Consider the following 25,826-nt stretch of genomic DNA (forward strand, 5'->3'; position numbering starts at 1 on the left):
GGGTGGGAAAAGAACGTTTGTCATTTCCTTTTTTATAAACTGTTCTAACGGATTCTGAATTATACAAAATGTGAAAAACCTCATTGGGCCAAGAACTCTACAATTTACGTACCGTAAAAACTTTGTAGCAGCTGCAGAGGAACTCTCCATGGTATGACAGCGTTTATAAAATCGGAGTCCACGTTTTAAAAACTTCAATAGAAAATGGCAATAAGCATAAAAGAGAGGCGGGAAATGATGAAAAAAGTTGGATCGATTATATTCGTTTTCCTTCTGGCGATTGGATTAGCGGCATGTGGCCAAAAATCGGAAAAGTCGGGAAATGGCGGCACCAAAGAAAGGACGGTTGTGTTTGCGACAGAACCTGCTATTGCCCCATTCTCATTTAAAGAAAATGGCCAGTTAAAAGGTTTTGATATTGAGATTGTTCAAGAAATTGCGAAAGAGAAGCATTACAAAGTGAAATGGAGAGAAATGAAATTTGACGGTTTGATCACGTCACTGCAGTCCAAGCAAGTGGATGGCGGAGTGGCAGCCATTACAATACGCGACGACCGAAAGAAAGTAATCGATTTTACCGAACCATATTACCAATCTGGACTGGTCTTAGTGACGAAAAAAGAAAGCGCCATCAAATCATTGAAAGATTTAAAAGGAAAAATGATCGTTGCGAAACAAGGTTCTTCCGGTTTGGAAAAAGCCAATGAGCTGAAATCGAAGTATGGAGCCAATGTCAAAATATTAGAAGATGAACCAACTCTTTATATGGATGTAGAAAAAGGTCGTGCAGACGCGTTAGTGAACGATTTGCCGTTTGTTATGTCTAAAATTCATTCAGGAACGGCTTCCCAACTCAAGATCGTAGGCAAAAAACTAACGACAGAGGATTACGGCATTGCGATTGCTAAAGATGAACCACAACTTTTAAAAGACTTTAACGACGGGTTGGCGAAATTGAAGAAAAACGGAAAATACGATCAATTATATGAAAAATACTTTGGAACCAAGCCGAAATAAAGCAAGGGTGCACTCGCAGCACCCTTTTTCAAATCAATGATGAAAATCTGTATCTTTTAATTTAGAGTTCAAAGATGGAGAAGAGCGTGGCGATAGCTGAAGGAGGGAATAAGATGAATGGATTTTTACTTGTCATGGATCAGATGCCGCTTTTATTGAAAGGAGCATGGAAAACCATTGAACTAGCGATATTTTCGCTTTTCTTTGCGGCCATTATCGGTCTCGTGTTCGGATTGTTCCGAGTCTCTCGGTCAAAACTATTGCGGGCCATTACCAAATTTTATGTCAGCTTAATCAGGGGAACTCCCCTTTACGTCCAGCTCATTTTCTTTTATTTTGGCGTTTTTCCATTGATTATCAAAGGATCGATTGAACCTACAACGGCCGGTATTTTTGTTTTGAGCATAAATGCGGGGGCGTATTTGGTGGAAATTTTCCGCGGCGGGATAGAATCTATTGACCGTGGACAAATGGAAGCAGGGAGAGCTTCGGGATTGAGTTATTGGCAGACGATGAGGCATGTAATTCTTCCGCAAGCAGTGAAACGGATGATCCCCGCCTTCTTGAATCAATTTATCATCAGCTTAAAAGATACTTCTTTGTTTGCGACTATAGGAGTGGCGGAATTAACGTATACAGCTCAAACGATTTATTCGATTAATTTTAAAGCGTTCCAGTTTTTGACGGCGATCGCAGTTATGTATTGGATCATCATCACCCTTTTAACGTGGATGGCCACTTTTTTGGAAAAAAGATGGGTGTCAGAATAATCTTAGAACTTTTTTATCATAAAACTTAGTGTGCTGTTAGGATTGTTTTTCCATTCAATTTGAATGAATGTGTAAATTTTTTTCACTCAATGCCTTACAGAAACAGGCTCCTGGCAATCTCATAAGTTGAAAAATCTGAATTTAGATTTGGTACGGTTTTTTGAAAATACGGCCATTGTTCCCTAAAAGAACGGAAAACAATGGCGCTCTTTATATTTTCCACGAAAGTCCGCCGTTATACTTTATTCCTTATCTATTAAAAGTTTTTCCTTCCCCAGGCGGCCCCCCATTTGTTCCATAACCCAATTACAAGCATTGAAATTTCCTGATGAATAAATGATGCAAAATCTTTCAATCTGCGTTATTCTTGGAGTGGGCCATTAAGATAATCAGATAGTAGAGATAATAGTTTGTCGTGGCAGAGAAGAATAGTGAAAGAGAAGGAGAGAAAAATGGTGAAAGCGATATTAACCGTAATCGGAAAAGATAACATTGGTATTATTGCGGGGGTTAGCCAGCAATTAGCCGATTTGAAAATTAATATATTAGATGTCAGTCAAACGATTATGAACGGTTATTTTACAATGATGATGATGCTTGATCTATCCAAAGCATCGGAAAGTTTTGAAACGATCAAGAAAGCGCTGGCTGAAAAAGGCGTAGAATTGAATGTACAAATCAAAATCCAGCATGAAGATATTTTTAACTCAATGCATAGTTTATAACTTGGGGGTTTACGATGGAAACAAATAAAATATTAGAAACCATCCGCATGATTGAAGAAGAAAAGCTTGATATTCGCACCATTACAATGGGAATTTCTTTACTGGATTGTATTGATGCGGATGGGAAGAAAGCACGTGAAAAAATTTATGATAAAATTACGCGGAAAGCGGAACATTTAGTCAAGGTAGGTCAGGAAATCGAGACCGAATACGGGATTCCGATCATCCATAAACGAATAGCGGTGACACCGATTTCTTTAATTGCCGGAGCAACAGATGAAAAAGATTATGTGGCTTTTGCGAAAACACTCGATGAAGCGTCAAAGGCTGTAGGTGTTAATTTTGTTGGTGGTTTTTCGGCGCTTGTTCAAAAAGGTTACCATAAAGGGGATCACATTTTGATTCAATCCATCCCCGAGGCTTTAGCCACCACGGAAAGAGTATGTTCTTCTGTAAACGTTGGTTCAACACGGACAGGCATTAATATGGACGCTGTTAAAGAAATGGGAGAAGTCATAAAGAAAACGGCGGAATTAACAGCCGATGAACATGGCTTAGGCTGTGCGAAATTGGTTGTGTTTGCGAATGCTGTAGAAGATAATCCGTTTATGGCAGGAGCGTTCCACGGTGTCGGCGAAGCGGACTGTGTCATCAATGTCGGCGTCAGCGGACCCGGAGTGGTAAAACGGGCATTGGAAAAGGTAAAAGGAGAAAGCTTTGATGTTGTCGCGGAAACTGTGAAAAAGACGGCGTTTAAAATCACACGCATGGGCCAGCTCGTCGGCCAAGAAGCGTCCAAACGTTTAGGCGTGCCGTTCGGAATTGTTGATCTGTCTTTGGCTCCTACTCCGGCGATAGGAGATTCGGTTGCCCACATCTTGGAAGAAATGGGTCTGGAATCAGTGGGAACGCATGGTACGACTGCGGCACTTGCCCTTTTAAATGATGCCGTCAAAAAAGGTGGGGTCATGGCTTGCGGTCATGTAGGGGGACTTAGCGGAGCGTTTATTCCGGTGTCAGAAGATGCTGGTATGATCGACGCCGTGAACAGAGGTTCTTTGAACTTGGAAAAATTAGAAGCAATGACCGCTATTTGCTCGGTTGGTCTTGATATGATTGCCGTCCCTGGAGATACTCCTGCTGAAACGATCTCTGCCATGATCGCCGATGAAGCAGCGATTGGGGTAATTAACAACAAAACGACGGCGGTAAGGGTGATACCGGCACCAGGTAAAGCGGTTGGCGAAATGGTCGAGTTCGGAGGTCTGCTCGGGCGCGCACCGGTTATGACCGTCAATTCTTATTCCTCCGCTGATTTCATCGCCCGCGGCGGTCACATTCCGGCACCGATCCATTCATTTAAAAATTAAATGAATCAATACAAACTATATTCTTTTTGAAGAAATCGTTTGTTTCTTTCTGGTCTCATGATTGGATAACTAGTGAGTAAAACATTCCGGTCAATGGGACCGTTTTTCCGCTTCCATGATCTACTATAAATGATGGAAGCGGATTTTTTTAACTAAATTAGGGGATCTTAACACGGATGAAAGTCAACCCGCTGTCTTGATACAATGTACACAAAAAATAAACGAATTTCTGATCTTGAAATTCAAAGGTGCAAGCCATTAATAAAAAACCCCGTATCCACTAGAGTGACTTACAGCTAATCGTGTATAGATGAATTTTAAAACAGCCAAGCAGCTTAGATGTTTCATTAAATCGGGCTTAAGTTCAACATAAAAACATTATGTTAACTCATAATAAGGGATCTACAACCGATTCGATATTGAACTACCGCTTAACTCTTTACTTTTTCTTACTGTCGAAAAAAGCTCTCCTAATGGGGGACGAACGATTTGGATCATGATATAATTAGGCTACAATCTGGCATTTGCACTGCCTTACAATGATGAATGAGGTGAAAAGATGAATTCTCACGAGATTGATTATGAATTGCATGGCGATGATATGCAATGTGTTGAAATTGAGCTGGATCCGCAAGAAAGTGTGGTCGCGGAAGCAGGCGGTATGATGATGATGGAAGACGGCATCGAGATGGAAACGGTATTTGGAGACGGTACGGAACAAAAAAGCGGATTATTCGGCAAATTAGTGGGTGCCGGCAGACGTTTGCTTACGGGTGAGAGCCTGTTTATGACCGTTTTTACCAACCAATCATCCGATAAAAGGAGAGTTTCTTTCGCTGCTCCCTATCCTGGAAAAATTATTCCTCTTGATTTAACTCAATTCAACGGCAAAGTCATTTGTCAAAAGGATGCTTTTTTATGCGCGGCTAAAGGTGTATCCATTGGCATTGAATTTCAAAGAAAACTTGGTACCGGCTTTTTCGGTGGAGAAGGATTTATCATGCAGAAACTGGAAGGCGATGGGCTTGCCTTTCTTCATGCCGGAGGAACGATTATCAAAAAAGATCTTTCTCCCGGAGAATTGTTGCGCGTGGATACAGGCTGTTTAGTCGCTTTAACTCAAGATGTCGACTATAATATCGAATATGTCGGAAAAGTGAAAACCGCTTTCTTTGGCGGTGAAGGCCTCTTCTTTGCAACCCTTCGTGGACCGGGAACGGTTTGGGTGCAAACATTGCCATTTAGCCGATTGGCAGACCGAGTTCTAGCCAATGCTCCTAGCCATGGCGGAGATTCGACCGGTGAGGGAAGCATACTTGGCGGACTTGGACGACTGCTGGACGGAGACGATTAATCACCTCTTTTTGAAAGAATTCTAATCACTCGTTTTACCCACCCGTAATGGGTGGGCTTTTATGTGCGCCCGGCATGTACATGAACTATAGGGTGTAAGTCCCGAACCCCGAAGACAGAAGTAGAGGTTAGCCAAGAGCAAGGGTGTCCGTGGTGACGCGGAATCTGAAGGAAGCTGGAGGCAAAACACCGGTCCGAGGAACACGAACCTCATATAAGGCTAGGTATGATGGAGTGAGTTTGCATAACAAAACAAAGCCCTTTCTGCCGAAGGTCATATCGAGTAAATGAGGCGGATAGATGGTGTGAAAGTGCATGTACTTACCCGGGGAGGTCTGGCGGATATGTGAACCGTCAGAAGTCAGCAGAGGTCATAGTATTAGTTGGTCTAGAACAACTAAGAAGGACCGAACAATGAAGAGAGAATAGCCCTTGGTATTCAGTGAGTCATGATGAACACAGAAAACGTAGTACCTCACTTGAGGGAGGAAGCGGTGAATCCCGTGGGAGACCTCTTGGAGGGTGGAGTGACCACTGGCATAAAGAGAATAGCTATTCACGGAAGTTATAAAGACTTGCGTCAATTATCTTAATTGAACCGCCGTATACGGAACCGTACGTACGGTGGTGTGAGAGGACGGGAGTTAATCGCTCCCTCCTACTCGATTTTATGAGGATCAACTTGTTTTCGTTTATAAAAAAATCTTTTTTGTTTAAATTAAAAAACTTTCTTAAAAAACTTTTTGCAAATTTGATATATGGTTCTTTCGGATAAGAATTATATAATCCGATGGAGAGGCGTACGGGATCTCCGAAAAAGAATCGTTCAAACTGAGTTTGCCGTGAGCCGAATGCACTCATGCATAAATCCCAAGCTAATCGGAATACCTTCACTCGATCCGCTGAGGAATTGGCTCCTTGGAGATATTGGTCTAAAAATTTCCGGATAGACGACTCGAAATCTTTTTCGGTCGGAAGTGCGATCAATCCACTGCCGCTCAATAATTGAAGAATTTCCACCAGTCTAGGATAAACGCGTGGATAATAATGAATAGCGGCTTGCAGCGGATTTACATCCGGTACCATCGTTCCCCATTGATTCAACTTCGCATTTTCCCGTGAGGATATTTGGAGTCCTTTCATAATTTCAAGAGCCGTGATGATTTCGCTCGCTTTCTCTTTCACATGCTGAAACTCCCCAATTTGAATGGATTTGATAATCAGTTCGGCAAGACCAAGAATAAATTCCGTTTTAACAATCATTCGAGTGACTGCTTGATAAAGAAGGAGAGTGTGAAAATTCGTATCTTCAAGCATTTGAAAAGCGATTTGCAAATCTTTATATAAAAATACCCTTTCCCAAGGAACCAAGACATCATCGAACACCACAAGAGAGTCCATTTCTTCAAATCGGGAACTTAATGGACAATCGAACCGGGAATCGCCGCCTGTGAATGATTGGCGGCAAATAAATTTTAATCCGGGTGTATTGGAGGGAATGGAAAAGGCATAAATAAAAGATTCATCGACGAAATTGCCCCCTGATGGAAGAACAAGAATTTCGTCTGTTATACCGCCTTGAGTAGCCAGTAATCGCGCTCCCTTGATGATCAGACCATCGCTTGTTTCTTTTACCACTTTCGCCGCAATGATGTTCTTATCTGAGTCTTCAAAGTAAGCAACAGAACGATTGACTTTTGGATTGATGAATGTATGCGTAAAAGACAAATCATTCTTGCATGCGGTTTGATAAAGATTTTTTATGTTCTTCCCAAACATAGACTCGTTTTTGCCGAATAAGTCGCTGGCCGATGCCAAAGCCATAATGCCGGTATTGACGTAATCGGGCATTCTCCCCATAAGGCCGGCATTCGTTTTTGACCAAATTCTTGTAGCCGCCTCTCTTTTTTTTAAATCTTCAATGGTCTTTGGCTGATGAAAGGAAAACCCGATTTTATCCGTGGAGTCTTGCAGCTGGACCGTCAATAAATTGGTCAAGTCAGGATCATGTTGAAGATCGTAAAGAGCTGCTTTACTTTGCAGCACTCCTTTAAAAGCGAGATGCTCGGTGATTTTCCCTTTTACCCGTTCCCCATGAATCCATACTTCATTATTTAATGCATCAATTCGTTTGAGATATTCATCACCTGTAATCACCATTTTCCTACACACCTTTGTCGTAAACTATATTCATATCTTATGCAGACAGCTTTATGACTTGTGAAAACGAAGGGAGGATTATTTCTGAAGGATCGAGGAATAGGACAAGCGGAGTCTATCATCGACATTTGACGACGGGGCTTATAACGTCGTCTTAAAAGGAAAAGAACGAGGAATAAAAAAGCAAAAGTGGAGTTTATTTTATGAAGGAAAGTCGTATCCCCATTTCTTTTACAGAACCTTTTCATTTGTCGTCGACCTTATAAAGCGCAGAAACCCCGGGAATCGACGACATTTTTCAAATGTAAGAAAAAGAGAGCAAATGAACGAAACAGAAAGTAAATCAGAGAAATTTTGATTTCTTTTTCAATGGAAAAAAGTTGTTTCCCAAAAAGCCAGTTTGTTAAAATTTCTTTAAATTTAATCATTTTTGGGGTTTAGATCTTACCTATAAGGAATTGAAACTTTCCATAAGCATCTTCGCCTGTAATTAAGATTGGCAGTTTAGAAATTACCTATGAGGAATTGAAATCGCTTCCACCATCTCTTCTCCCAGTCATAAATATTTGTTTAGATCTTACCTATAAGGATTGAGATAGACGCAAAGAATTCGATAGGATGGTTTATCTATGGTATTGAATTTTTCAGACGTTTTCTGTGAACGTTTTTATTAAATTGGATAGGGAGGATGTTGTCGATATGGAGCGAGTAATGTTGAATGGTTCACAATCGAAATATTCTATTAATTAGGGGTATTCCATAACTCTTCCATATCATCCGTATCAAAATTGGAAACTCCCCACCTTAAAATTTTCCCCTCTTTCCGCAATTTGTTATAAAAATTAGCTTATATTGTAATCGCTTTACCTTTTATCAACTATAAGATACCTCAATCATCTCGAAGAAAAAGGGAAAATGTATGTTTTTCTTATGTGCCATATTAAAAAACTTATAAAAACATTAACCATTTCCTGAGTCTATCGATATTACAGTCAGTCCATGTAAAACTCTTTACTCCAAAAATTGTGTATTTGGCAATTAAAAAAGGCATCAAATGGCAAATAAGGTTATTCACTTCTCTGTATAAAATTCCAATATTATGTCGCTTGACATGGAGCCTCTGCGGGTATAATTTTCGCAAAGGGGGTAAGCCATAGGACTTTGCAAGGCACACAAGCCTATCCTTCCCGCCACTCCATGTAAAGCGGTGAATATGCAATAAATAATGCATACTCTTAATTGCCAAACACTACATTTCTTAATTGCCATCAACAAAAAATTGCTTGTTTTAACCACTTAGGAAAGCTGTATGTGGCGTCTATCAGCGGTAAGATGACTGAACGGAAAGGTAGTGAATTAAGGGAGAATTAAGTAATAGAGGTGTCAAACAAAAGAAAATTTATTATTAAAATCGATAAAGGAGCGCATGGCATGAATTTAAAAAGGCTCATTCAATTCCTATTATTGTTGTTCATCCCTTCAACTTCTTACATTTATGTTCAAAGTGTTGGCAGTTTAACGGACGAAGCTAATTTAGTGATTACTCTTTCCTTGACGATATTATTTCCTGTTTTGTTTTGGCTTTTTTCTAAAAGGAAAATCCTTTCTATTTTTTCAGGATTTTTTATTGGTTTCCTATTGGCCTTCCTTATTATCCCATCTACTGAAAGACAATATTTTCATTACATATTAAAAGCAGCAGCGCTGGTAGAAATTTTATTTTTGCTATTTGTCGTGAATAGTATTCGATTGACCTGATAGCGTAAAAAATTTTGTGGCTCGTCGTCATGAACTCAAACCGTTGAGCAGAAGGGAGGCATTGAAACATTTTGACAATAATAAATAAGACGACGAACACGTGCGGAACATTTAAAAAAAGCCGTTTGGTTCGAGCGATAGAAAGGGAAGTCGGTCCAAACGAAGACTTGTATGAAACAAAAAAAGCAGATAAAAAGCAAAAAAAAGAAGAACCTTGACAGAAGAACAGAGTTCATCGTTAGCTGATTTTTCAGTACCCCTATGTCTTTATACAGCGATGGTTGATCGTTCATTTCATCATGTTGGCGAATTTTAATAGCCTTTTAATGGAACGGTTTGCTTCATATAAAACAATGTCTTTGTCGACGGTTTTTAGCTCCTTGTTTTCCATGACAATTTGTCCGTTAATGATAGTTGTTTCCACATCATCTCTCGAAGCAGAATAAACAATACGAGAAATGGGATCGACATCATAGGACGGATAAGTATGAAAATTGTTCAAATTTAAGATCACTAAATCTGCCTTTTTTCCAACTTCAATACTGCCGATTTCATTTTCTAGACCGATTGCTTTGGCCCCGCCGATAGTCGCCATTTTGAAAACGCTTTTTGCATTCATGACAGTCGGTCCATGGGTAGGTTTTTGAATAAGTGCCGCCAGTCTCATTTCATGAAACATATTTAAATTATTATTACAAGGTGCTCCGTCTGCGCCTAGACTTAACGAAATTCCCATTTGGAGCATGTTTGGAACGTCTGCGATTCCTGATGCTAATTTTAAATTGGATCCTGGGCAATGACTAATATGAACACCTTTTTCCTTGATGATTTTCTTTTCTTGTTCATCCAGCCATATACAGTGGGCTAATATTAGCCGTTCGTTTGCCAGTCCTAGATGGTCAAGATACTCAATATTTTTCATGCCCGTTTCTTTTTGTACCAGTTTAATTTCCTTTTGATTTTCTGATGCGTGGGTATGAACCTTCACATCGTAGGTTTCCGCTAAGTTTCGAACTTCTACCAGTAATTCCTTCGTGCATGAAATGACAAAACGGGGGGAGAAGGCGTATTGAATTCTTCCGTTATCAAAAAGGTTCCACTTTTCTAGTAAATCGACACTTTCTTGGATGGAATCAGATGTCTTTTCTTGTAATCCGATTGGAACATCTTCTCCTTTATCCATCATCACTTTTCCCGATAAAGCCCTCATTCCGCTTTTGGCGATGGCTTGAAAAGCAAAATCTGTATGATGGACTGTTTCCATATCGACAATGGTAGTGGTGCCGCTTTGAATAAGTTCTCCGATGCCAAGCATTGCTGAATAATAGATGGATTCCTCATCGTGAGCGGCTTCCAATGGCCATATCCGCTTTTTCAACCAATCAAGCAGCTCTAAATCATCCCCTTTTCCTCGAAAAAGAGTTTGGCATAAGTGAATATGGGTTTGCACAAATCCTGGAATGACAGTACGATTTTCCGCATCGATGATTCGATCAACATGATCTGGATTTAATTCTGGACCGATCGAGTGAATCGTGTCATTTTTTATAAAAATATCGCCTATCATAATGTCATTAGCTGGATTCATGGTAATGATTTGAGCGTTTTTAATGAGCAAATTTTTCATTCGATCTCCTCCGTTTTGGTGGTTTGATATATTCTTTTTATTGGTTTGTTCACTTGGGATGGCCATTTCGGCCATGAGTAAAAAAAGAAACAAATCGAATTTACCCCAATTATATAGATATAGTAAAAAGAAAATTAAGAAAATTCAATAAACGTGTAATATATCTTTACATAATTTATGTTAGAAAATTTGGTAACAGAATTTTCTTAGTACGACATTTTGCAATATGAAAATTTCGAGAAAGATCGATCAGCCAAGAAACATACGGCATACGGATTTTGTTTTATTAAAGGATTTCAAAGAATCATAAGGAGAAAATGTGTTTCACTGTTCTCTGCAATTAGCAAGGTTCGTTTTACTGTATAACAGATGTTAAACAAAAATCCAATGGATATTCATGTTATAATTTCTTACATAAATTGTAGACCATCTTCCTTAAAATGGTTATAATATTTAAAAAAATCAAAAAATAAATTTGGGAACTTTTTGCTTTTTCATATAGTGGAAGCGACCAACATAATTTTTCGAACAATGAAGTGCTCGTTATTTAGGAGAAGCTTCTGATTTGCGGAAAGAAGGAACTTCTGATTGATGGCCAAAAAAGATCATCCGTCTTAAAAAAGAGTGCATTGAGATGATTTTGTTCTTTTTGCCATCGGCAAAGGGAAAAGGGTATCCACTTTTCTATGAACCAATCATTGTCCAAAGAATTACTTGATTTTGTTTTGACAAAACTCCACGACTGATTAAAGCTGGCAAATTGCTGTAGAAAAATGTATAACGAGCAAAATGATATGGAAGTTGCAGTTTTCCTTGTCAGCGCAAATGATGATGAAATGGCGTTTCGATGATCTAAGTAGATGGAGAATCATTCTTTGATTAGGATCGATCAAAGAATGTCAACCGTCGAGAGAAGGAAGGATCTAAACATGAGTATAAGAATATTGGATGCAAAAGTTTGGACTCCCACGGATTTGAAAGAAGCATGGGCATTACGGGAACGATTTCGGTTGCAATCAAGCTTTGTGGCGGGTGGAACTTGGCTGCAAACCCAATGGGAAAAAGGAATGCCTTATCCCTCCCACTTGATTAGTTTAGAAAATATAGCTGAACTCGAAGGGGTCGATCAAAGAAAGGTAAATGGGAAGCAGTGTTTGTATATTGGGGCTTTGACAAAATTGAATGCTTGTGGCCACCATCCTGCTATTCAAAAACTCTGCCCTTTGTTATCTGTTGCGATTCAACAAATTGCGGCTCCGGCTGTTCGCAATTTAGGAACGATTGGCGGAAATGTAGCTCATGGATTAGGCGATGCCATTCCTGCTCTTTTAACGATGGATGCGGAAGTTTTGTTCTTTGATGGACGAACTTTAAAATCGGAAAAATTGGAGCATTGGCTAAAAGGAAGAAAGAGAAATCAAGAAAGTCTTCTGACAGGCATCATACTTCCGGAATCCCAACATTCTTCATTTAGCAATCAATTTTTTAAAAAAGTCGGGAGAAGAGAAGCTTTTTCGGGATCTGTTGTAACAGTTTCAGGAGTGATAAGTAAAAATGAAGCGGGAGTGATCGATTTTGCTAGATTGGTTGCAGGCGGAGGAGAGAACACCCCTAAGCGGCTGCAAGAAACCGAACAGTTGCTCATCGATCAAAAGATCAATTTTTTATTATTAAAAAATGTATATAAAACAATACTTCATGAATTTCATCCAAATTCTGATGTTTTTTATTCAAATGACTATCGAAGGCGAGTAACAGCTAATATCATTGTTTCCGAATTAAGCCGATTGGGGGAAGCATCGTGAAATTCACTTATTCTAGCAATTTACAGAGATCCGCTATACGACCAGACGGAATCGATAAAGTAACAGGGAAATTAAAGTTTTTAACGGATCTTTCTTTTTCCAATATGCTTCATGGGAAAATTTTACGAAGTGCGTATCCACATGCCAAAATTATTTCCGTCTCTACCAAAAAAGCGGAGGAGCTGCCGGGAGTACGCGCTGTGGTTACTATATAAATTGAAATAAAGGTTTTCTCCCGTTCCACGGCGAATAAATACAAAGAGAAAATAGGGGAACGGAGAGAAAATATGATGCCAAATCACAAAGACGAGATCGAAAAGTTGTCCACTGCCATGAAAGAAGCAAAAAGTAAACGAGCATATGAACGCTACCAAGCGATTTATCTTCATTTGCAGGGATATACCAAAGGAGAAATCGCAACGATTATTGGTCGATCCAAGAAAACTATTTATAACTATATTCATGCCTACGCCCAGCGCGGTCTTGATGGACTGGAGATGAAATACTCACCTGGCGCCCCACGTCGATTGACCCCTGAGCAGGAAAAAGAGCTGGCTTTGATCATTGAACATCAGCTCCCCGTAGATGTGGGATTCGAAGCAAAATATAATTGGACGCTTGCGATAATCGCTGAACTCATTCAACAAAAGTGGGGGCCAACATACACGCTTCGCGGAACAAGTGACATTCTGCATCGGTTAGGGCTAAGCTATACGAAACCGACCTATACACTAGCCAATGCCGATGAAGAGAAACAAAAAGAATTCGTCGAAATCACCTTCCCTGAAGTAAAAAAAAACTGGTAGATGGGAACATCGCCCATGTCCTCTTTCAAGATGAGTCGATGATTCGTGATTACCAAGCGATTCAAAAAACATGGTTTGTCAAAGGAAAACAACGAATCATTCCGACGTTTGGAAAACATCAAGGGCTGAAGCTGATTGGCACGTTGAACTACGAAACAGGGGAAGTGTTTTGCATCGAAGAAGAATGCTATGACGCGGAAACATTTCTTCGATTTCTTCAACTTGTGTTAGAACGCTATCCCACAGGCAAAATAGTGATGATTTTAGATAACGCTCGAATTCACCATGCCAAACTCATTCAGCCATTTTTAAAAGAACACGAAGATCGGTTAGAGCTCGTCTTTTTGCCACCATACAGTCCGCAATTGAACTTGATTGAAGGGCTATGGAAATGGCTGAAATCAGACGTGATTTACAACGTGTTCTATTCGAGTGTGCAAGAAATTAGAAAGAATGTCCAAGCCTTTATTCAGCGAATCAACCAGAAACCAGAACAAACGATCGATTGTTTGTGTGTTCAGTTGTAAATCTTTAATTCAACTTATATAGTAAAGATGTGCCGGGACTCAATCGATTTGGGTTAATTTTTCCTGATCAACCAGTTTTGTGCGATGAGCGGGTTCGATATGTTGGAGATGCGATTGCTGCTGTGGCAGCAGAAACGGAAGAAATAGCGGAAAAAGCGCTTCAGCTAATCGAAGTGGAATATGAGCCTTTGCCTGTTATCGATGATCCGGAACAGGCTCTTCTTCCTTCAGCACCTCGATTACATCCTGACGGAAATATTCTTCATCAAGCTTCCTATCAAAAAGGAAATGTAGAAGAAGCCTTTCAAACATGTGATGTGATTGTGGAAGAAACGTATGAGTTGCCTCGTCAAATGCACGCGTATATGGAAACGGAAGGAGGGGTGATTGTTCCAGAAAAGGATGGAAGAATTACTGTGTATGTCGGAACACAACATGGATATAAAGATCGTTTCCAATTAGCCCGAATTTTAAATGTTCCTGAAAGTAAAATCAGGGTGGTTTCCAGTCCAATCGGCGGATCTTTCGGCGGCAAAGATGAGTTGAATATTCAGCCGTACGGTGCATTATTGGCGATAAAAACTGGATGTCCGGTGAAAATTCACCAAAGCAGACGCGAATCTGTTAGATCCGGACTAAAAAGGCACCCAATGAAGATTACGATGAAGACAGGTGCCAGCCGTAATGGTAAAATTCTTGCTCATCAAGTACGAATGATCGCAGATACGGGTGCTTACGCAACATTAGGTCCAGCTGTATTAGATTTTGCAGTTGAGCATGCAACAGGACCTTATGTGATACCAAATGTAAAGGTTGAAGGGGTGAGCGTCTATACAAATAATGGTGTGGCTGGAGAGTTTAGAGGATTTGGCGGAAATCAAGTGACTTTTGCGTTGGAAGGGCAAATCGACCGTTTAGCGGTCAAACTTGGAATCTGTCCAATAGAATTGAGGAAAAGAAATCTCCGCAAAGCAGATGATCCGGGTCCTGTAGACCAACAGATTGCACCGACGGACGGAGCAGCACAAGTTTTGAAAGAGATAAGCAAATCTCCCATTTTAACTAAAAAAGATACTGAAAATAAAAAAAGTATCTATGAAAAGACGCGGACAGGTGTAGGAGTCGCCATTACGATGCACGGTGGCGGACTAGGGTTTGGGCGCTTAGATCCAGCTGGGGGAAGAATATCGTTAAATGAAAAAGGAAAAATTGAAGTTGCCTTCGGTTTCGAAGAATTTGGTCAAGGATTATTAGCGGTCATTCAGCAGTTAGTGATGAAAGAAGTAGGATGCTCAGCAGATGATATCCAAATCACGATTGGCGATACGGATTGCGTTCCTCGCTCCGGTTCTTCTACAGCATCACGGGGAACGAGCATGGTGTGGCAAGCACTTCAACGGATGAAAGATCCTTTTAAAAAACAATTATTAGAAAAAGCCTCTCAATGCATCAAAGTGCCATCCACTCAATTGTATGTAGGTCCTGGTGGAATTTGGTCTTTAGATGGATTGAATGCCAAGCCCCTCATTACTTACCGGCAACTAGCCGACAAAACAAATGATGATCCCATCCAAATCGAGACGCAATTCCCTTTTCCTATGACTTCTCATTCCATTCCTGGCGGGCATTATTTATATTCTTTTGCCGCTTGTGCGGTAAAAGTCGAAGTAGATGAATTAACGGGAATAGTGCGAGTGAAAAATTTGGATCAGGCGGTTGCTGCAGGCCCGGTGATTTATCCAACAGGCTACTTGGGGCAAATTGAAGGCGGCTCAGTTATGGCATTAGGATATACATTACTAGAAGAAGCGATAATGGAAAAGGGAAAGTACGTAACAGAAAATTTCGACTCCTATCTTATTCCTACCATAAATGATATTCCGCTTTCTATGGATATAACAGCTATAGAAGAATTGTATGAGGGAGATCCGTATGGTCCAAGAGGTGTAGGCGAAATTGGGACGGTGGCCGTTGCTCCGGCGATTGCTAAAGCTATTTATGACGCGATTGGTTTGTGGGTTACTAAGCTGCCTGTGTCTCGTGAGGAAATTGTAAAAGCCGTGAATCAAAGGGAGATGAGAGAGTGGCTGACAACAAAATTGTAGGAAAAGCTAAATCCCCGTTGGAGGAAAAAATAAAAATCTCTCTTATTGTTAATGAACAAGCAAAGGAATTGTTTGTAGATGCAACTATGCGTCTTGTTGATATACTAAGAGAGGAATTGCAATTAACGGGCACAAAAGTTTCTTGTGGAATTGGTCGATGCGGTGCCTGTTCAGTCATTATGGATGGAAAATTAGTCAATTCTTGCTTAGTGAGGGCCTATCAATCAGATCAGAAGGAGATTATAACGATTGAAGGTTTAGGAAAGAATGGACTTCATCCGATTCAAAAGGCTTTTTTGGAAGAAGGAGGCTTTCAATGCGGATACTGCACACCGGGAATGATAATGGCTGTAAAATCCATTTTTGATCAATATGCCAACCCAACTGCGGAGCAAATTCTCGAAGGATTATCAGGAAATCTTTGTAGATGTACCGGTTATGGCGGCATCATCAGAGCGATTCAGAAACTAGCTCAATTATAAAATTATAAAGAGTACGGGTTTTCCCGCAAGTTTGCGGGAGATCTTTTTATTATAATCGGTTTCGCAGCGTAACAAAAGGGCTGATTCAACGTGTATTTGAATCAGCCCCATATATTTTTAGCTTCCTCGATATACTTGATATCCCCACGGAGAGATGAGCAAAGGAATATGGTAATGGGAATTAGGTTGAGAAATCCCAAAGCGAACCACCACTTTATCTAAAAATACAGGTTCATCCAATTCTAGGCCTTTTCTCAGAAAATAATCACCGATGTAAAATACAAGTTCATATTTCCCGGGAACAATTTCATGCTCATCTAATAATGGCTGGTCAACGCGACCATGTTGATTCGTGATAGTCGTTTGTAGCAGCCGTTTTTTTGTTTCCAATTCATCATCGAAACGAAACAACTTTATTTTTACATTTTCGGCTGGTGTTCCATGTGTTAAATCTAAAATATGTGTCGTTAACCCGCTCATCTAAGTGCTCCTTTATTATTGAATTTCAGCAGAAAGCATAGGAATGTTTTTGTGTTGCAAGTCTTCTTGTGTAACAGTAAAGCATTGAAATCCGTATGGTGGTCGCGGTTCAGTATATACTTTTCCTTGTGATCCAGGAATTTCCTCAACAATTTTATCCCATGTATGGTTTTGAGATTCAAAGTTTACTTCTTGGAGTTGAGGGAATCTTTCTAATATTCTGCAACCGATTAAATAAATTAAGTGTTGGATGGAAAGTGTTTCTGTTTCATGAAATACCGAAGTGGCAATGTCGCGAATTTGTTCGGCTGCAACATAATATTCTGGATTATCACCAAATGAGTCTTCAATGTTTTTGTATTTCCATTTGATGTTTAAGTAAACAAATAGCGGGCGGTTTGTATCCTCTGGAAGGGTTGTGTATTCGTCGCGAATAAAACCGACAAAGGAATTTCCGCTGACTTTTATTAATTGAAGATCAGCAAGTCCGCTTTGTTGTTCAGTAATGTTTAGGGTGTTATCTTCATTACGAACCATATTCAAATAAGCGGTGGCATATTCATTTCGTGATTTTTTAAATACTAGCTCACTAGCTGCTCTATTTCCATTCTTTACTGCAAAAGTTGTTTCAAAGGGAATTTCCTCTCCTATCAACGAAATCTTTTCAATATGAGAATATTTCTTCAAAAAAGAAGTAGCTACATATTCTAAAAAACCTTCTATCGTTGTTCCTGTATAACTAGCTAAATGTTTTTGTATAAAGTTTTTCATCGAGTCTGTTGCAACGACTAAGCTGTTATCCCCTTTCGTAAAGGAGGTCAGCAATTTTGTTCCTCCTACTGAGATTTTTACATTTACTCCAAAAAGAATATGATCTCGACCGGAAAATGGAGATTCAGGAATCGTTCTAACTCCAGTAAGTGGTTTTAAATAGGTGCGATAAGCAAATACGTCACCTTTTCCATAATACATGACTCTTTCTTTATTATTGGTCATAGAAATCATCTCTCCCCCATTAATTATTTCTTGTAAACGAAACATCGCGATTTTTTTTATTTCTTCTAATGCTTGTTCAAACTCTGTTCTATACTGTAGATGAGCATTTTTATTAACAATGATTACCATACGAAAAAGAGACAAACGGGGTACCCCTTATGCCACGTGGAGCTGTTTTTTCACGGCATCAATGGGAATATTTTGTTTTGCTGCACGATAAATGAACTCCACGAGGCTATGTCCTTTTCTCTTGCGCAGGAGATCGAGCCCATCCGAAACATCACTGTTCGACTCGAACATGCTGTACACATACGCAAGTTGCACCAAGATCCAATACCGTTTCACCGCCCGACGCCCGCGAACGCGGTATCCATCGAGTTTCAGCTGGTCTTTCGCTTGACGGAAAAAACATTCGATCGACCAACGCTCGGCATAGTAGCACAAGATGTCTTCATCGCTTAGCTCGCGATCGGTGCTCAAGACGCAATGAAGATGTTTCGGTGTCATCGGCTGATCGGCTTTCCATGCGAGCAGCACCACGGCATCCTTGAGACCGTTCAGAGCACCTTCGTAGCGATACACCCGATAACGCTCTTTTCCCACCGTGACGAGGCGGGTATCCCGTGGCTCCATAGATTTGGCAAATTCCTTTGCTTGAATGGCCGTCCCTTTTGGATAGAGAATCCGATTCGTCTTGAGCATCGCGATGACGTGGAACCCTTTTTTCAAGCAGGCTCCCACGAGGGTTTTCGATGGATACCAAGAGTCCATGAGCACATAAACGGGTCGACTCACATCCAACGAAGAAAGCATCTCGATCGCGAGTTCCCCTTTGCTTTTCCCCGCCGTCTTGTCGTAGAGGCGAAAGGCAAAAGGAAACGCTTGGGTCATCGTATGAACCATGAGCCAAACGAGAGAATGTCCCCAGATCGACTTTTTCTCTGCGTGAGAATAGTGCCAATCACACCCTTGAATGGCGTGTGTTGCCCGTGACGAGGGCTTCGTTTTTTGGCAAATCGTATCATCGATCGAAACAAAAATGGGTTGATTCTCTCGTTTCGAGCTGCGTTCGACACGATGAAGCACCCACTGCTGGAGTTTGCGAAGCAACGTCTCTTCTTCCCATGGGCTTTTCGTGAAAAAATGGCTGAGTGTCGTGCGATGGTTCGGATGAAAACTCCCGTGATGTAGATCGGTCAGTGTTCCCGAAAAGCCCTTTGTAATCATCGCATCCACGATATGAACGAGATGCTTCATGACAGGTTTTGAGAAATAAAGTGCCAACCCCAACATCGTCAAAAACTTGTGGATTCCTAGGTGATGTGCTAATCTATTCATGAGACATGAACCCCCTTGTGAGTAGTTGTGGCACATCTATTCTAACCAAGGAATCGGGTTCATGTCTTCTTTTTTGTTTGGTTGTAAATTTATGTTAGCGAATTTGCTCATCTACAGTTCTATAATTATTTTTTAGTCTTTCTTTTATCGTTCTATAAATATCTTGTTTTGTTTTTCCGCGAACTGCCATTACGAAAGGGAATCCAAACTTATCCATATATTCTTTGTTGAGTAGCATTAGATGATTATGTTCATCTTCTGTTAATTCATTTAATCCGGCATGTTTCTGTTCCTCTTGAGAGAAATCGGTTATTTTGACGTTGGTGCCTAGATGCGGATGCATTTGAATTAATTTTAATTGTTCGTTCTCCGAAGCGGTTTCGACAATCTCCACCATTTTATTATATAGAGATTGAAAGGAAGAGTATGGGCGATTGGGTTCTGCTCGTTCGGCCACCCATGATGAATTCTCAAAAACTCCTCCTAATAGATGGATAAATTCGGAAGCACTCATTTCATTTAATTGTTTTAATCGCATCATTTTCCCTCTTTTCTATGATTCTATGGTCGTTTCTAAAGTGCTGCTGACAGTCGGCTTTTTCTTGGATGAAAGATTAAAAAACAAGTTTAAAATAATGGCGGTCAAGCTTCCTGTTACAATACCGTCTCCTACAAGGATTCGCATGAATTGCGGCAATTTTGAAAAGAGATCAGGAACCACTGTTGCACCAAGTCCTAATGCAACGGAGCAGGCTACTGTTAATAAGTTGCTTTGTTGTCCGAAATCTACGGAACTAAGCATTTTAATGCCTGAAGAAACGACCATTCCAAACATGACAATCATGGCTCCTCCTAATACAGGAGTAGGGATAATGGTTGTAAAGGCGGCGATTTTAGGAATGAACCCAAGTAAAACAAGAAGGCTGGCAGCGGCGATTGTAACGTTTCTCGTTTTAATATTGGTCAGTTGGACAAGTCCGACATTTTGAGCAAAAGTGCTGTAAGGAAATGCGTTAAATAAACCGCCTAAAATAAAGGACAAACCTTCAGCCCGGTATCCGAGGACTAAGTCTTGTTCGTTCATATTTTGTTCACAAATTTTGCTTAGAGCAAAGAAGGAGCCTGTAGATTCGATAATGATCACAATACCAACAAGCGTCATTGTGATCATTGGTCCCCACTCGAAAGAAGGCGCACCAAAATAAAAAAGTTCAGGCATATGGAACCATGATGCTTGAGCAACGTTTGTGAAATCTACTTTTCCCATGAAAGCAGCAACAATGGTTCCGGCGATGATCCCAAGAAGAACAGATATTGTTCGAATGAATCCGTGAAAAAATCGATTAATAAGCAAAATGAAAATGAACACTCCAAAAGAGAGGAGTAAGTTTTCTGGATCTCCAAAATGAGGATTCCCTTCACCGCCTGCCATGTTTTTAATGCCGGCAGGTACAAGGGATACGCCAATAATCGTAACAACGGAGCCTGTCACAACAGGAGGAAAAAGCTTTGCCAATTTTCCAAAGAACGGTGAAAAAATGAGAATAAAGATTCCTGCTGTAATGATGGATCCATAGATAGCCCCCATTCCATACTGTGTTCCGATTCCGATTATCGGCGTCACAGCAACAAAGGATGTACCTAATACAACAGGCAATCCGATCCCGAAAAACCTGTTTTTCCAGGATTGAAGCAACGTTGCGATTCCACAGGTCAGCAAATCAATCGATACTAAGTATGCCAGCTCGTTCGACGATAGATGTAATGCTCCACCAACGATTAAAGGAACTAAAATGGCTCCGGCATACATAACTAATACATGCTGCAAACCGAGAGAAACAATTCTAGCCATTCCATAATTTTTCTTCAATGATACCCCTCCCCCTTCTTTATAAATAAAACAACATTGAATGTTATTTTATTTAACATAATAAGGCGAGAGGGCATAGATGTCATTGGTTAATGTGAACAATTTATTTTTAGATAAGTCGACAAATTGTATAAAAACAAAAGATTCATTATAAAATGAAGCAGAGCAGGTGAGTGTCAATGTTATAAAATCTAACAATAATGAGAAAGACTTTTCTTATAAATGAAGCAAATTTTTGATTCGAAACGCTAATCGAAGGCGGAAAGTAGTATCAGGGTCTTTTAAGCTTTTTCCAATCAGCTCTTTGCAATTTTCCAAACGATAAATGACTGTATTTCGGTGAACATATAGCTTTTTCGCTGTTTCCGAAATGCGACAATGGCTTTCTAAAAAAACAAATAATGTATGCAATAAAATTTGGTTTTCATGAGTAGATTGATCGGATAATTTTTGTAATGTTTCGTCGTAAAAATCTTTTAAATCTTGCGTGGGGATCATTTGTAAAAGTTCAGAAATATCTTTTCTTCGATAGATTTGAATAAACTGACGTTTTCCAGATAGCCGGCCAGTCTGCAACGCCTCCAAAGCTTCCTTAAATCCCTTTTGGACATCCAAAAATTTTTGGCATAAGCTGCTCAGCCCGAAAGAAACAGCCTGATGATACCGATTTTTAATTTTTCTCTGCAGCTCTTCCAAAAAAGGGAGGATGATCGTATGGAGCTCTGTCCAAGATTCTGTGATAGGAAATAGCAAAACACAATTATTCCCTTTTTCAAAATGATGAACGGACTTAGAAAAGAGGTGACTCTCTTCTTCTATAAAATCAAAAATAGCATCCATTTCTTTGCGAGATTCTGTAAAACTTAACTTCGTTCTGCTCTCATCCAATTTCCCAACTGCACATATATAGGATTGGTCATTGATAATCTGAAATTCATTTGCCTTAATGATCACTTCTTCCTGGGATTGAAAGGCTCCTTCTGTAAAATTAATAAAAAATTCATTGAGCACTTTTTTTGTATATTGCTTTAATGCATTTTCTTTCATTAATTCAAAGGAAATCACATTGGCTGCTTGCTCAATGGTTAATATCATTGACGGGTTAGAAAAAGGAACCATTCCAATGACAGCTAAGCAACCGCTGTTTTCCTCATGATTGAAGATCGGAAATACAGAAATCACTTCTCGCTTCGATAGAGTGGAAAAACAAGAATAAGTAGCGTTTGGCAAGAAAAAACGGAAGCCATTTGTGTATAGTTTCCCAAGTTCATAAGAAATCTTGTTAAACGGATGGGAAGAACCGATGATGCGAAAATATTTATTCAGTAATAGAACTGGATATCTAGTCATGGAAGACAAGCTTCTTAGCAACGATGTTAGGCCTTTACCGCTCATGATATGGTTGGTGAATTTTTGATGCGCTTCAATAGCTAAGAGCAATTCATTTGTTCGTTTATCAAGGATATAACTTAATGATTGGTTGACAACTTCTCCTAACGAAATGTCCATTGGAAGTTCTATGATGGGAAATCCGATGTCATTGGCGTAGGCAAGAGCGTTTTCCGGAATTTCTTCTAAGAACCGTTTGGTTTTAATCGCAAGTCCTGCACATTGTTGTTCCAACATACTTTTGATTAACTCAAGTAAGTCGTGTGGGTTGTCTTTAAGATGATAGGCTGTCGTTACCAGTAATTCATTCGGTTTTAAGTAATGGATGATATCGGGAGCATCCATCATATTGACGCTGTACACTTCTCTTTCTTTTCCTTTATGCCCCGCAATTAATCTGGCGTTATGAAAAACAGGTATTTGTAAAATATCGGATATCTTCAAACCTCCTCACTCCTTTTAGTCGAATTGTACAAAAATTCATGAAATTTATAGCAATTTTACCAATGAATATGGAGAGATATCAAGATAAAATCAAATTATATAACATAATATGTTATATTTTTTAACATTCATTTTAAAAAGAAAGAGGCGAGAGGGGATGCATGCGCTTTATCAAAAAATAAATACAGAACGAATTGTATGGCGAATTGAAGAACTGGCGAAATGTAGTGTAACAAAAAAAGGGGTGACCCGCTTTTCCTTTTCAAAGGAAAACGAAATGGCTCATGAGTTGGTAGCGCAATGGATGCGAGATGCGGGCATGACCGTTCGCAGGGATGGTCTTAACAATATCATCGGTCGTTATGAAGGCAAATGGCCTGATGCACCGGCACTGCTCATTGGGTCGCACCTCGACTCTATCATTGAAGCCGGTAAATATGACGGGGTACTTGGTGTAATCGCAGGAATTGAAGTGGTCCAAACACTATATGAAAACGGAATGAGACCGAATAATCCGATGGAAGTGATCGGCTTTTGTGATGAAGAAGGTGCTAGATTTCATACAACTCTGCTTGGCAGCCGGGCAATGGCGGGTAATCTGCGTGAAGAAGAACTGTTTGCAAAAGATGGAAATGGGACCACCTTGGCAGAAGCTATGAAAGAGTTTGGCCTAGATCCCTTGCAATACAATACGGTTGCCCGTAATCCGAAAACAATCCTCGGTTATCTTGAATTGCATATTGAACAAGGTCCAATTCTTGAGCAAATGAACCAACCTTGTGGGGTCGTATCCGGAATTGCAGGACAGTCTCGATATAAATTCCGGGTAGAAGGATTGACAGGACATGCAGGAACTGTCCCGTTGTCGCTTAGAAAAGACGCGCTTGTTGGAACAGCCGAAATGATCCAGACGATTGAACGGCTCGCACTCCAATATGAAAGTCTGGTAGCTACTGTAGGAAAAATAGCTATATTTCCGGGGGCCAGCAATGTGATTCCAGGATTGGTGGAAGGAACACTGGATGTCCGGTCAGTTGACGATGGAACCAGAATGACCGCACTGAATCGAATTTTTGAGGAATGCGAGCACATTGCCAAACGCCGGGGATTAATTTGCGAGTTTACAAAAGTCATGGAATCTCCTGCCGTGATATGTTCAAGTCGTTTTATCGATGTGATTTCTTCCGTTCTCAAGGAATATAAAATGAAGTCTGTTCAACTTGTCAGTGGAGCGGGACATGATGCGATGGCATTAGCTTCTATAACTGACATTGGCATGATCTTTGTCAGATGCAAAAATGGTCTGAGTCATCATCCTGACGAATTTGTAGCAGCCGAGGACATTAAAATAGGAACCTCTGTGCTGCTGGATGTTGCTCTGAAGTTGACATCATAAAAAAGTCTTAAGATTAGAAGGGGGAATCATCAATGGCAACTATCAAATGTCAAGCGAAGCAGGAAATTTTGCAATGGATTGAATCTGAAAGGCACAACCTCATCAAATTTCTACGGGAACTGGTCGCCATACCGTCGGACAATCCGCCGGGCGACTGTTATGCCATCGCAGAGCACATTTGTAAACGTCTGCATGATTTTCAATTTGAAGATGTCGCACTGTTGGAAGTAGACCCGGAGGAAGTCAGGGAAAAAGGGATGGTTCGGGTGGCAAACGTTGTCGCTAAAACCATCTTTGGGGACGGACAAGGGCCTGAAATTGTCCTCAACGCTCATGGAGATGTGGTGGCGCCGGGACTTGGCTGGACATATGATCCGTATAGCGGACAAATCGTTGACGGGAAGCTGTATGGTCGCGGTGCTGCCGTATCCAAATCGGACATTGCATCGTATACCTTCGCGGTCATGGCCCTTCGTCAAGTGACAGAGAAGTTGTCGGGCAAAGCGTCCTTGGCATTTAACTTCGATGAGGAGACAGGCGGAGAAATCGGTCCGAAGTGGATGATCGAAAAGGGATATATTCAGCCGGATATGGCGTTTTCAGCTGGATTCACGTATTCGATTGTAAACTCCCATAACGGATGTCTGCACCTTGAGATCCGAATCAAAGGCAAGTCGGCACATGCAGCAGCGCCGTATACAGGACATGACGCCATCGAAGCGATGACCGGTGTGCTACAGGCGCTGTACGACTATCGCCGGACGTTAGATCAAAAACGTTCCAGTGTTCCTGGAATCGAGTCTCCCACATTAGTAGTCGGATTAATCTCGGGAGGAATCAACACTAACGTGGTGCCGGATCAGTGCACAATCCGGATTGACCGCCGGTTGATCCCTGAGGAAGACGGGGAACAGGTGGAAATGGAAATTCGCGAACTGGTGGAACAGGTGGTTAAGCGCTATGAAGGAATCCGGGCGGAGTTTGAGCGCATACTGCTGGCAAAAAGCTTTAAGCCAACACCGATTGAATCTCCGTTCATCCAGACGCTTATGGCAAACTGGAAAGAAATTATGGACGGAGAGCCAGAGATTCACGGAATTCCGTTGTACACCGATGCGAGACATTTTGCGGAAGCCGGAGTTCCTGTTGTCCTGTTTGGCGCGGGTCCTCGGACCTTGTTGGAAGCCAACGGCCATCGGGCGGATGAACATGTCCGGATTGAAGATTTGGTCAAAGCAACAAAAATTGTGGCACTTACTCTTTATGATTTGCTTCGGACAGACAAATAACTTTATTCTCTTTGCGCTTTAAACAACAAAAGAGGATCTCATAGCAGCATGAGTAGGTGGTCGTTGCAGAAAGACTCGCCTGGCAAGAAGGGTTTAAAATCTTCTTGAAAGAAAGGAGT

At 40.6% G+C, this 25,826-nt stretch carries 18 protein-coding genes and 3 pseudogenes; 13 read left to right on the plus strand and 8 right to left on the minus strand.

Annotation, left to right across the window (positions count from 1 at the left end):
• Positions 1-234 precede the first annotated feature (234 nt).
• The 5 genes from N1I86_RS15590 (at position 235) to N1I86_RS15610 (ending at position 5,236) form a co-directional block, all read left to right on the plus strand.
• A complete protein-coding gene (locus N1I86_RS15590) occupies positions 235-1,017 on the plus strand; it encodes a basic amino acid ABC transporter substrate-binding protein (protein ID WP_341097094.1) in 783 nt (260 codons plus the stop codon).
• Positions 1,018-1,130: 113 nt separating this feature from the next.
• On the plus strand, positions 1,131-1,787 hold the full coding sequence (locus N1I86_RS15595) for an amino acid ABC transporter permease (protein ID WP_004439960.1): 657 nt from the start codon (positions 1,131-1,133) through the stop codon (positions 1,785-1,787).
• A 455-nt stretch (positions 1,788-2,242) separates the two neighbouring features.
• Positions 2,243-2,512 (plus strand): ACT domain-containing protein, encoded by a 270-nt coding sequence (locus N1I86_RS15600; protein WP_040342136.1) that lies wholly within the window; start codon positions 2,243-2,245, stop codon positions 2,510-2,512.
• Positions 2,513-2,526: 14 nt separating this feature from the next.
• A complete protein-coding gene (locus N1I86_RS15605; protein ID WP_004439955.1) occupies positions 2,527-3,882 on the plus strand; it encodes a PFL family protein in 1,356 nt (451 codons plus the stop codon).
• Between the two features lie 559 nt (positions 3,883-4,441).
• The gene (locus tag N1I86_RS15610) at positions 4,442-5,236 is read left to right on the plus strand and encodes a TIGR00266 family protein (RefSeq protein ID WP_048623485.1); all 795 of its coding nucleotides are present in this window, start codon (positions 4,442-4,444) and stop codon (positions 5,234-5,236) included.
• Between the two features lie 551 nt (positions 5,237-5,787).
• Here N1I86_RS15610 and hpaB read toward each other — a convergent pair.
• The gene (hpaB, locus tag N1I86_RS15615; protein WP_341097096.1) at positions 5,788-7,395 is read right to left on the minus strand and encodes a 4-hydroxyphenylacetate 3-monooxygenase, oxygenase component; all 1,608 of its coding nucleotides are present in this window, start codon (positions 7,393-7,395) and stop codon (positions 5,788-5,790) included.
• A gap of 1,431 nt (positions 7,396-8,826) precedes the next feature.
• On the opposite strand from hpaB, the gene N1I86_RS15620 reads away from it, so the two are divergent.
• Entirely contained in the window at positions 8,827-9,153 is a 327-nt protein-coding gene (locus N1I86_RS15620; protein ID WP_341097098.1) for a hypothetical protein, read from the plus strand.
• Between the two features lie 289 nt (positions 9,154-9,442).
• On the opposite strand, the gene N1I86_RS15625 is transcribed toward N1I86_RS15620, so the two are convergent.
• Complete coding sequence (locus N1I86_RS15625) at positions 9,443-10,780, minus strand: 5'-deoxyadenosine deaminase (RefSeq protein ID WP_341097100.1); 1,338 nt, start codon at positions 10,778-10,780, stop codon at positions 9,443-9,445.
• 929 nt (positions 10,781-11,709) lie between these two features.
• Between N1I86_RS15625 and N1I86_RS15630 the strand changes: the two genes are divergently transcribed.
• From N1I86_RS15630 to N1I86_RS15650, 5 genes and pseudogenes are all read left to right on the plus strand, one after another.
• The gene (locus tag N1I86_RS15630) at positions 11,710-12,585 is read left to right on the plus strand and encodes an FAD binding domain-containing protein (RefSeq protein WP_341097101.1); all 876 of its coding nucleotides are present in this window, start codon (positions 11,710-11,712) and stop codon (positions 12,583-12,585) included.
• A pseudogene (locus N1I86_RS15635) lies at positions 12,582-12,794 on the plus strand (hypothetical protein); the annotation flags it as partial. The gene N1I86_RS15630 and the pseudogene N1I86_RS15635, both read left to right, overlap by 4 nt.
• A gap of 78 nt (positions 12,795-12,872) precedes the next feature.
• A protein-coding gene (locus N1I86_RS15640; RefSeq protein ID WP_341097104.1) for an IS630-like element ISBs2 family transposase occupies positions 12,873-13,918 on the plus strand; the annotation gives its coding sequence in 2 pieces (ribosomal slippage) (positions 12,873-13,376 and positions 13,379-13,918; 1,044 coding nt in all).
• 23 nt (positions 13,919-13,941) lie between these two features.
• Positions 13,942-16,023 (plus strand): annotated as a pseudogene (gene pucD / locus N1I86_RS15645) (xanthine dehydrogenase subunit D); the annotation flags it as partial.
• On the plus strand, positions 16,002-16,505 hold the full coding sequence (locus N1I86_RS15650) for a (2Fe-2S)-binding protein (RefSeq protein ID WP_061579580.1): 504 nt from the start codon (positions 16,002-16,004) through the stop codon (positions 16,503-16,505). The pseudogene pucD and the gene N1I86_RS15650, both read left to right, overlap by 22 nt.
• 117 nt (positions 16,506-16,622) lie before the next feature.
• Here the strand turns inward: N1I86_RS15650 and uraH are convergent, their stop codons facing one another.
• From uraH to N1I86_RS15680, 6 genes and pseudogenes are all read right to left on the minus strand, one after another.
• Positions 16,623-16,985 carry a hydroxyisourate hydrolase gene (gene uraH / locus N1I86_RS15655; RefSeq protein WP_004439900.1) on the minus strand — a complete coding sequence of 121 codons (363 nt, stop codon included), beginning with the start codon at positions 16,983-16,985 and terminating at the stop codon, positions 16,623-16,625.
• Between the two features lie 15 nt (positions 16,986-17,000).
• A pseudogene (gene pucL / locus N1I86_RS15660) lies at positions 17,001-18,068 on the minus strand (factor-independent urate hydroxylase); the annotation flags it as partial.
• 69 nt (positions 18,069-18,137) lie between these two features.
• Positions 18,138-19,319 carry an IS701 family transposase gene (locus N1I86_RS15665; protein ID WP_003353085.1) on the minus strand — a complete coding sequence of 394 codons (1,182 nt, stop codon included), beginning with the start codon at positions 19,317-19,319 and terminating at the stop codon, positions 18,138-18,140.
• Between the two features lie 94 nt (positions 19,320-19,413).
• Positions 19,414-19,857 (minus strand): 2-oxo-4-hydroxy-4-carboxy-5-ureidoimidazoline decarboxylase, encoded by a 444-nt coding sequence (uraD, locus tag N1I86_RS15670; protein WP_341097117.1) that lies wholly within the window; start codon positions 19,855-19,857, stop codon positions 19,414-19,416.
• A gap of 15 nt (positions 19,858-19,872) precedes the next feature.
• Complete coding sequence (locus N1I86_RS15675; RefSeq protein ID WP_048624464.1) at positions 19,873-21,171, minus strand: nucleobase:cation symporter-2 family protein; 1,299 nt, start codon at positions 21,169-21,171, stop codon at positions 19,873-19,875.
• A gap of 234 nt (positions 21,172-21,405) precedes the next feature.
• Positions 21,406-23,022: a PucR family transcriptional regulator gene (locus N1I86_RS15680; protein WP_004439894.1), complete on the minus strand. Its 1,617-nt coding sequence runs from the start codon at positions 23,020-23,022 to the stop codon at positions 21,406-21,408.
• 157 nt (positions 23,023-23,179) lie between these two features.
• Between N1I86_RS15680 and N1I86_RS15685 the strand changes: the two genes are divergently transcribed.
• Both N1I86_RS15685 and N1I86_RS15690 read left to right on the plus strand, forming a co-directional pair.
• Positions 23,180-24,418: an allantoate amidohydrolase gene (locus tag N1I86_RS15685; protein ID WP_004439892.1), complete on the plus strand. Its 1,239-nt coding sequence runs from the start codon at positions 23,180-23,182 to the stop codon at positions 24,416-24,418.
• 32 nt (positions 24,419-24,450) lie between these two features.
• Positions 24,451-25,707: an ArgE/DapE family deacylase gene (locus tag N1I86_RS15690; protein WP_004439889.1), complete on the plus strand. Its 1,257-nt coding sequence runs from the start codon at positions 24,451-24,453 to the stop codon at positions 25,705-25,707.
• Positions 25,708-25,826: the final 119 nt, after the last annotated feature.

It is taken from the genome of Bacillus sp. FSL W8-0116 (assembly GCF_038003825.1).
Taxonomy (GTDB): Bacteria; Bacillota; Bacilli; order Bacillales; family DSM-4216; genus Bacillus_O; species Bacillus_O smithii.

Excerpts from the sequence above, each read along its gene's own strand:
- uraH (WP_004439900.1), bottom strand. The coding sequence starts at position 16,985 with ATGAGCGGGTTAACGACACATATTTTAGATTTAACACATGGAACACCA.
- N1I86_RS15610 (WP_048623485.1), top strand. The coding sequence starts at position 4,442 with ATGAATTCTCACGAGATTGATTATGAATTGCATGGCGATGATATGCAA.
- N1I86_RS15595 (WP_004439960.1), top strand. The coding sequence starts at position 1,131 with ATGAATGGATTTTTACTTGTCATGGATCAGATGCCGCTTTTATTGAAA.
- N1I86_RS15625 (WP_341097100.1), bottom strand. The coding sequence starts at position 10,780 with ATGAAAAATTTGCTCATTAAAAACGCTCAAATCATTACCATGAATCCA.
- uraD (WP_341097117.1), bottom strand. The coding sequence starts at position 19,857 with ATGCGATTAAAACAATTAAATGAAATGAGTGCTTCCGAATTTATCCAT.
- N1I86_RS15675 (WP_048624464.1), bottom strand. The coding sequence starts at position 21,171 with ATGGCTAGAATTGTTTCTCTCGGTTTGCAGCATGTATTAGTTATGTAT.
- N1I86_RS15605 (WP_004439955.1), top strand. The coding sequence starts at position 2,527 with ATGGAAACAAATAAAATATTAGAAACCATCCGCATGATTGAAGAAGAA.
- hpaB (WP_341097096.1), bottom strand. The coding sequence starts at position 7,395 with ATGGTGATTACAGGTGATGAATATCTCAAACGAATTGATGCATTAAAT.
- N1I86_RS15685 (WP_004439892.1), top strand. The coding sequence starts at position 23,180 with ATGCATGCGCTTTATCAAAAAATAAATACAGAACGAATTGTATGGCGA.
- N1I86_RS15620 (WP_341097098.1), top strand. The coding sequence starts at position 8,827 with ATGAATTTAAAAAGGCTCATTCAATTCCTATTATTGTTGTTCATCCCT.
- N1I86_RS15590 (WP_341097094.1), top strand. The coding sequence starts at position 235 with ATGATGAAAAAAGTTGGATCGATTATATTCGTTTTCCTTCTGGCGATT.
- N1I86_RS15690 (WP_004439889.1), top strand. The coding sequence starts at position 24,451 with ATGGCAACTATCAAATGTCAAGCGAAGCAGGAAATTTTGCAATGGATT.
- N1I86_RS15630 (WP_341097101.1), top strand. The coding sequence starts at position 11,710 with ATGAGTATAAGAATATTGGATGCAAAAGTTTGGACTCCCACGGATTTG.
- N1I86_RS15665 (WP_003353085.1), bottom strand. The coding sequence starts at position 19,319 with ATGAATAGATTAGCACATCACCTAGGAATCCACAAGTTTTTGACGATG.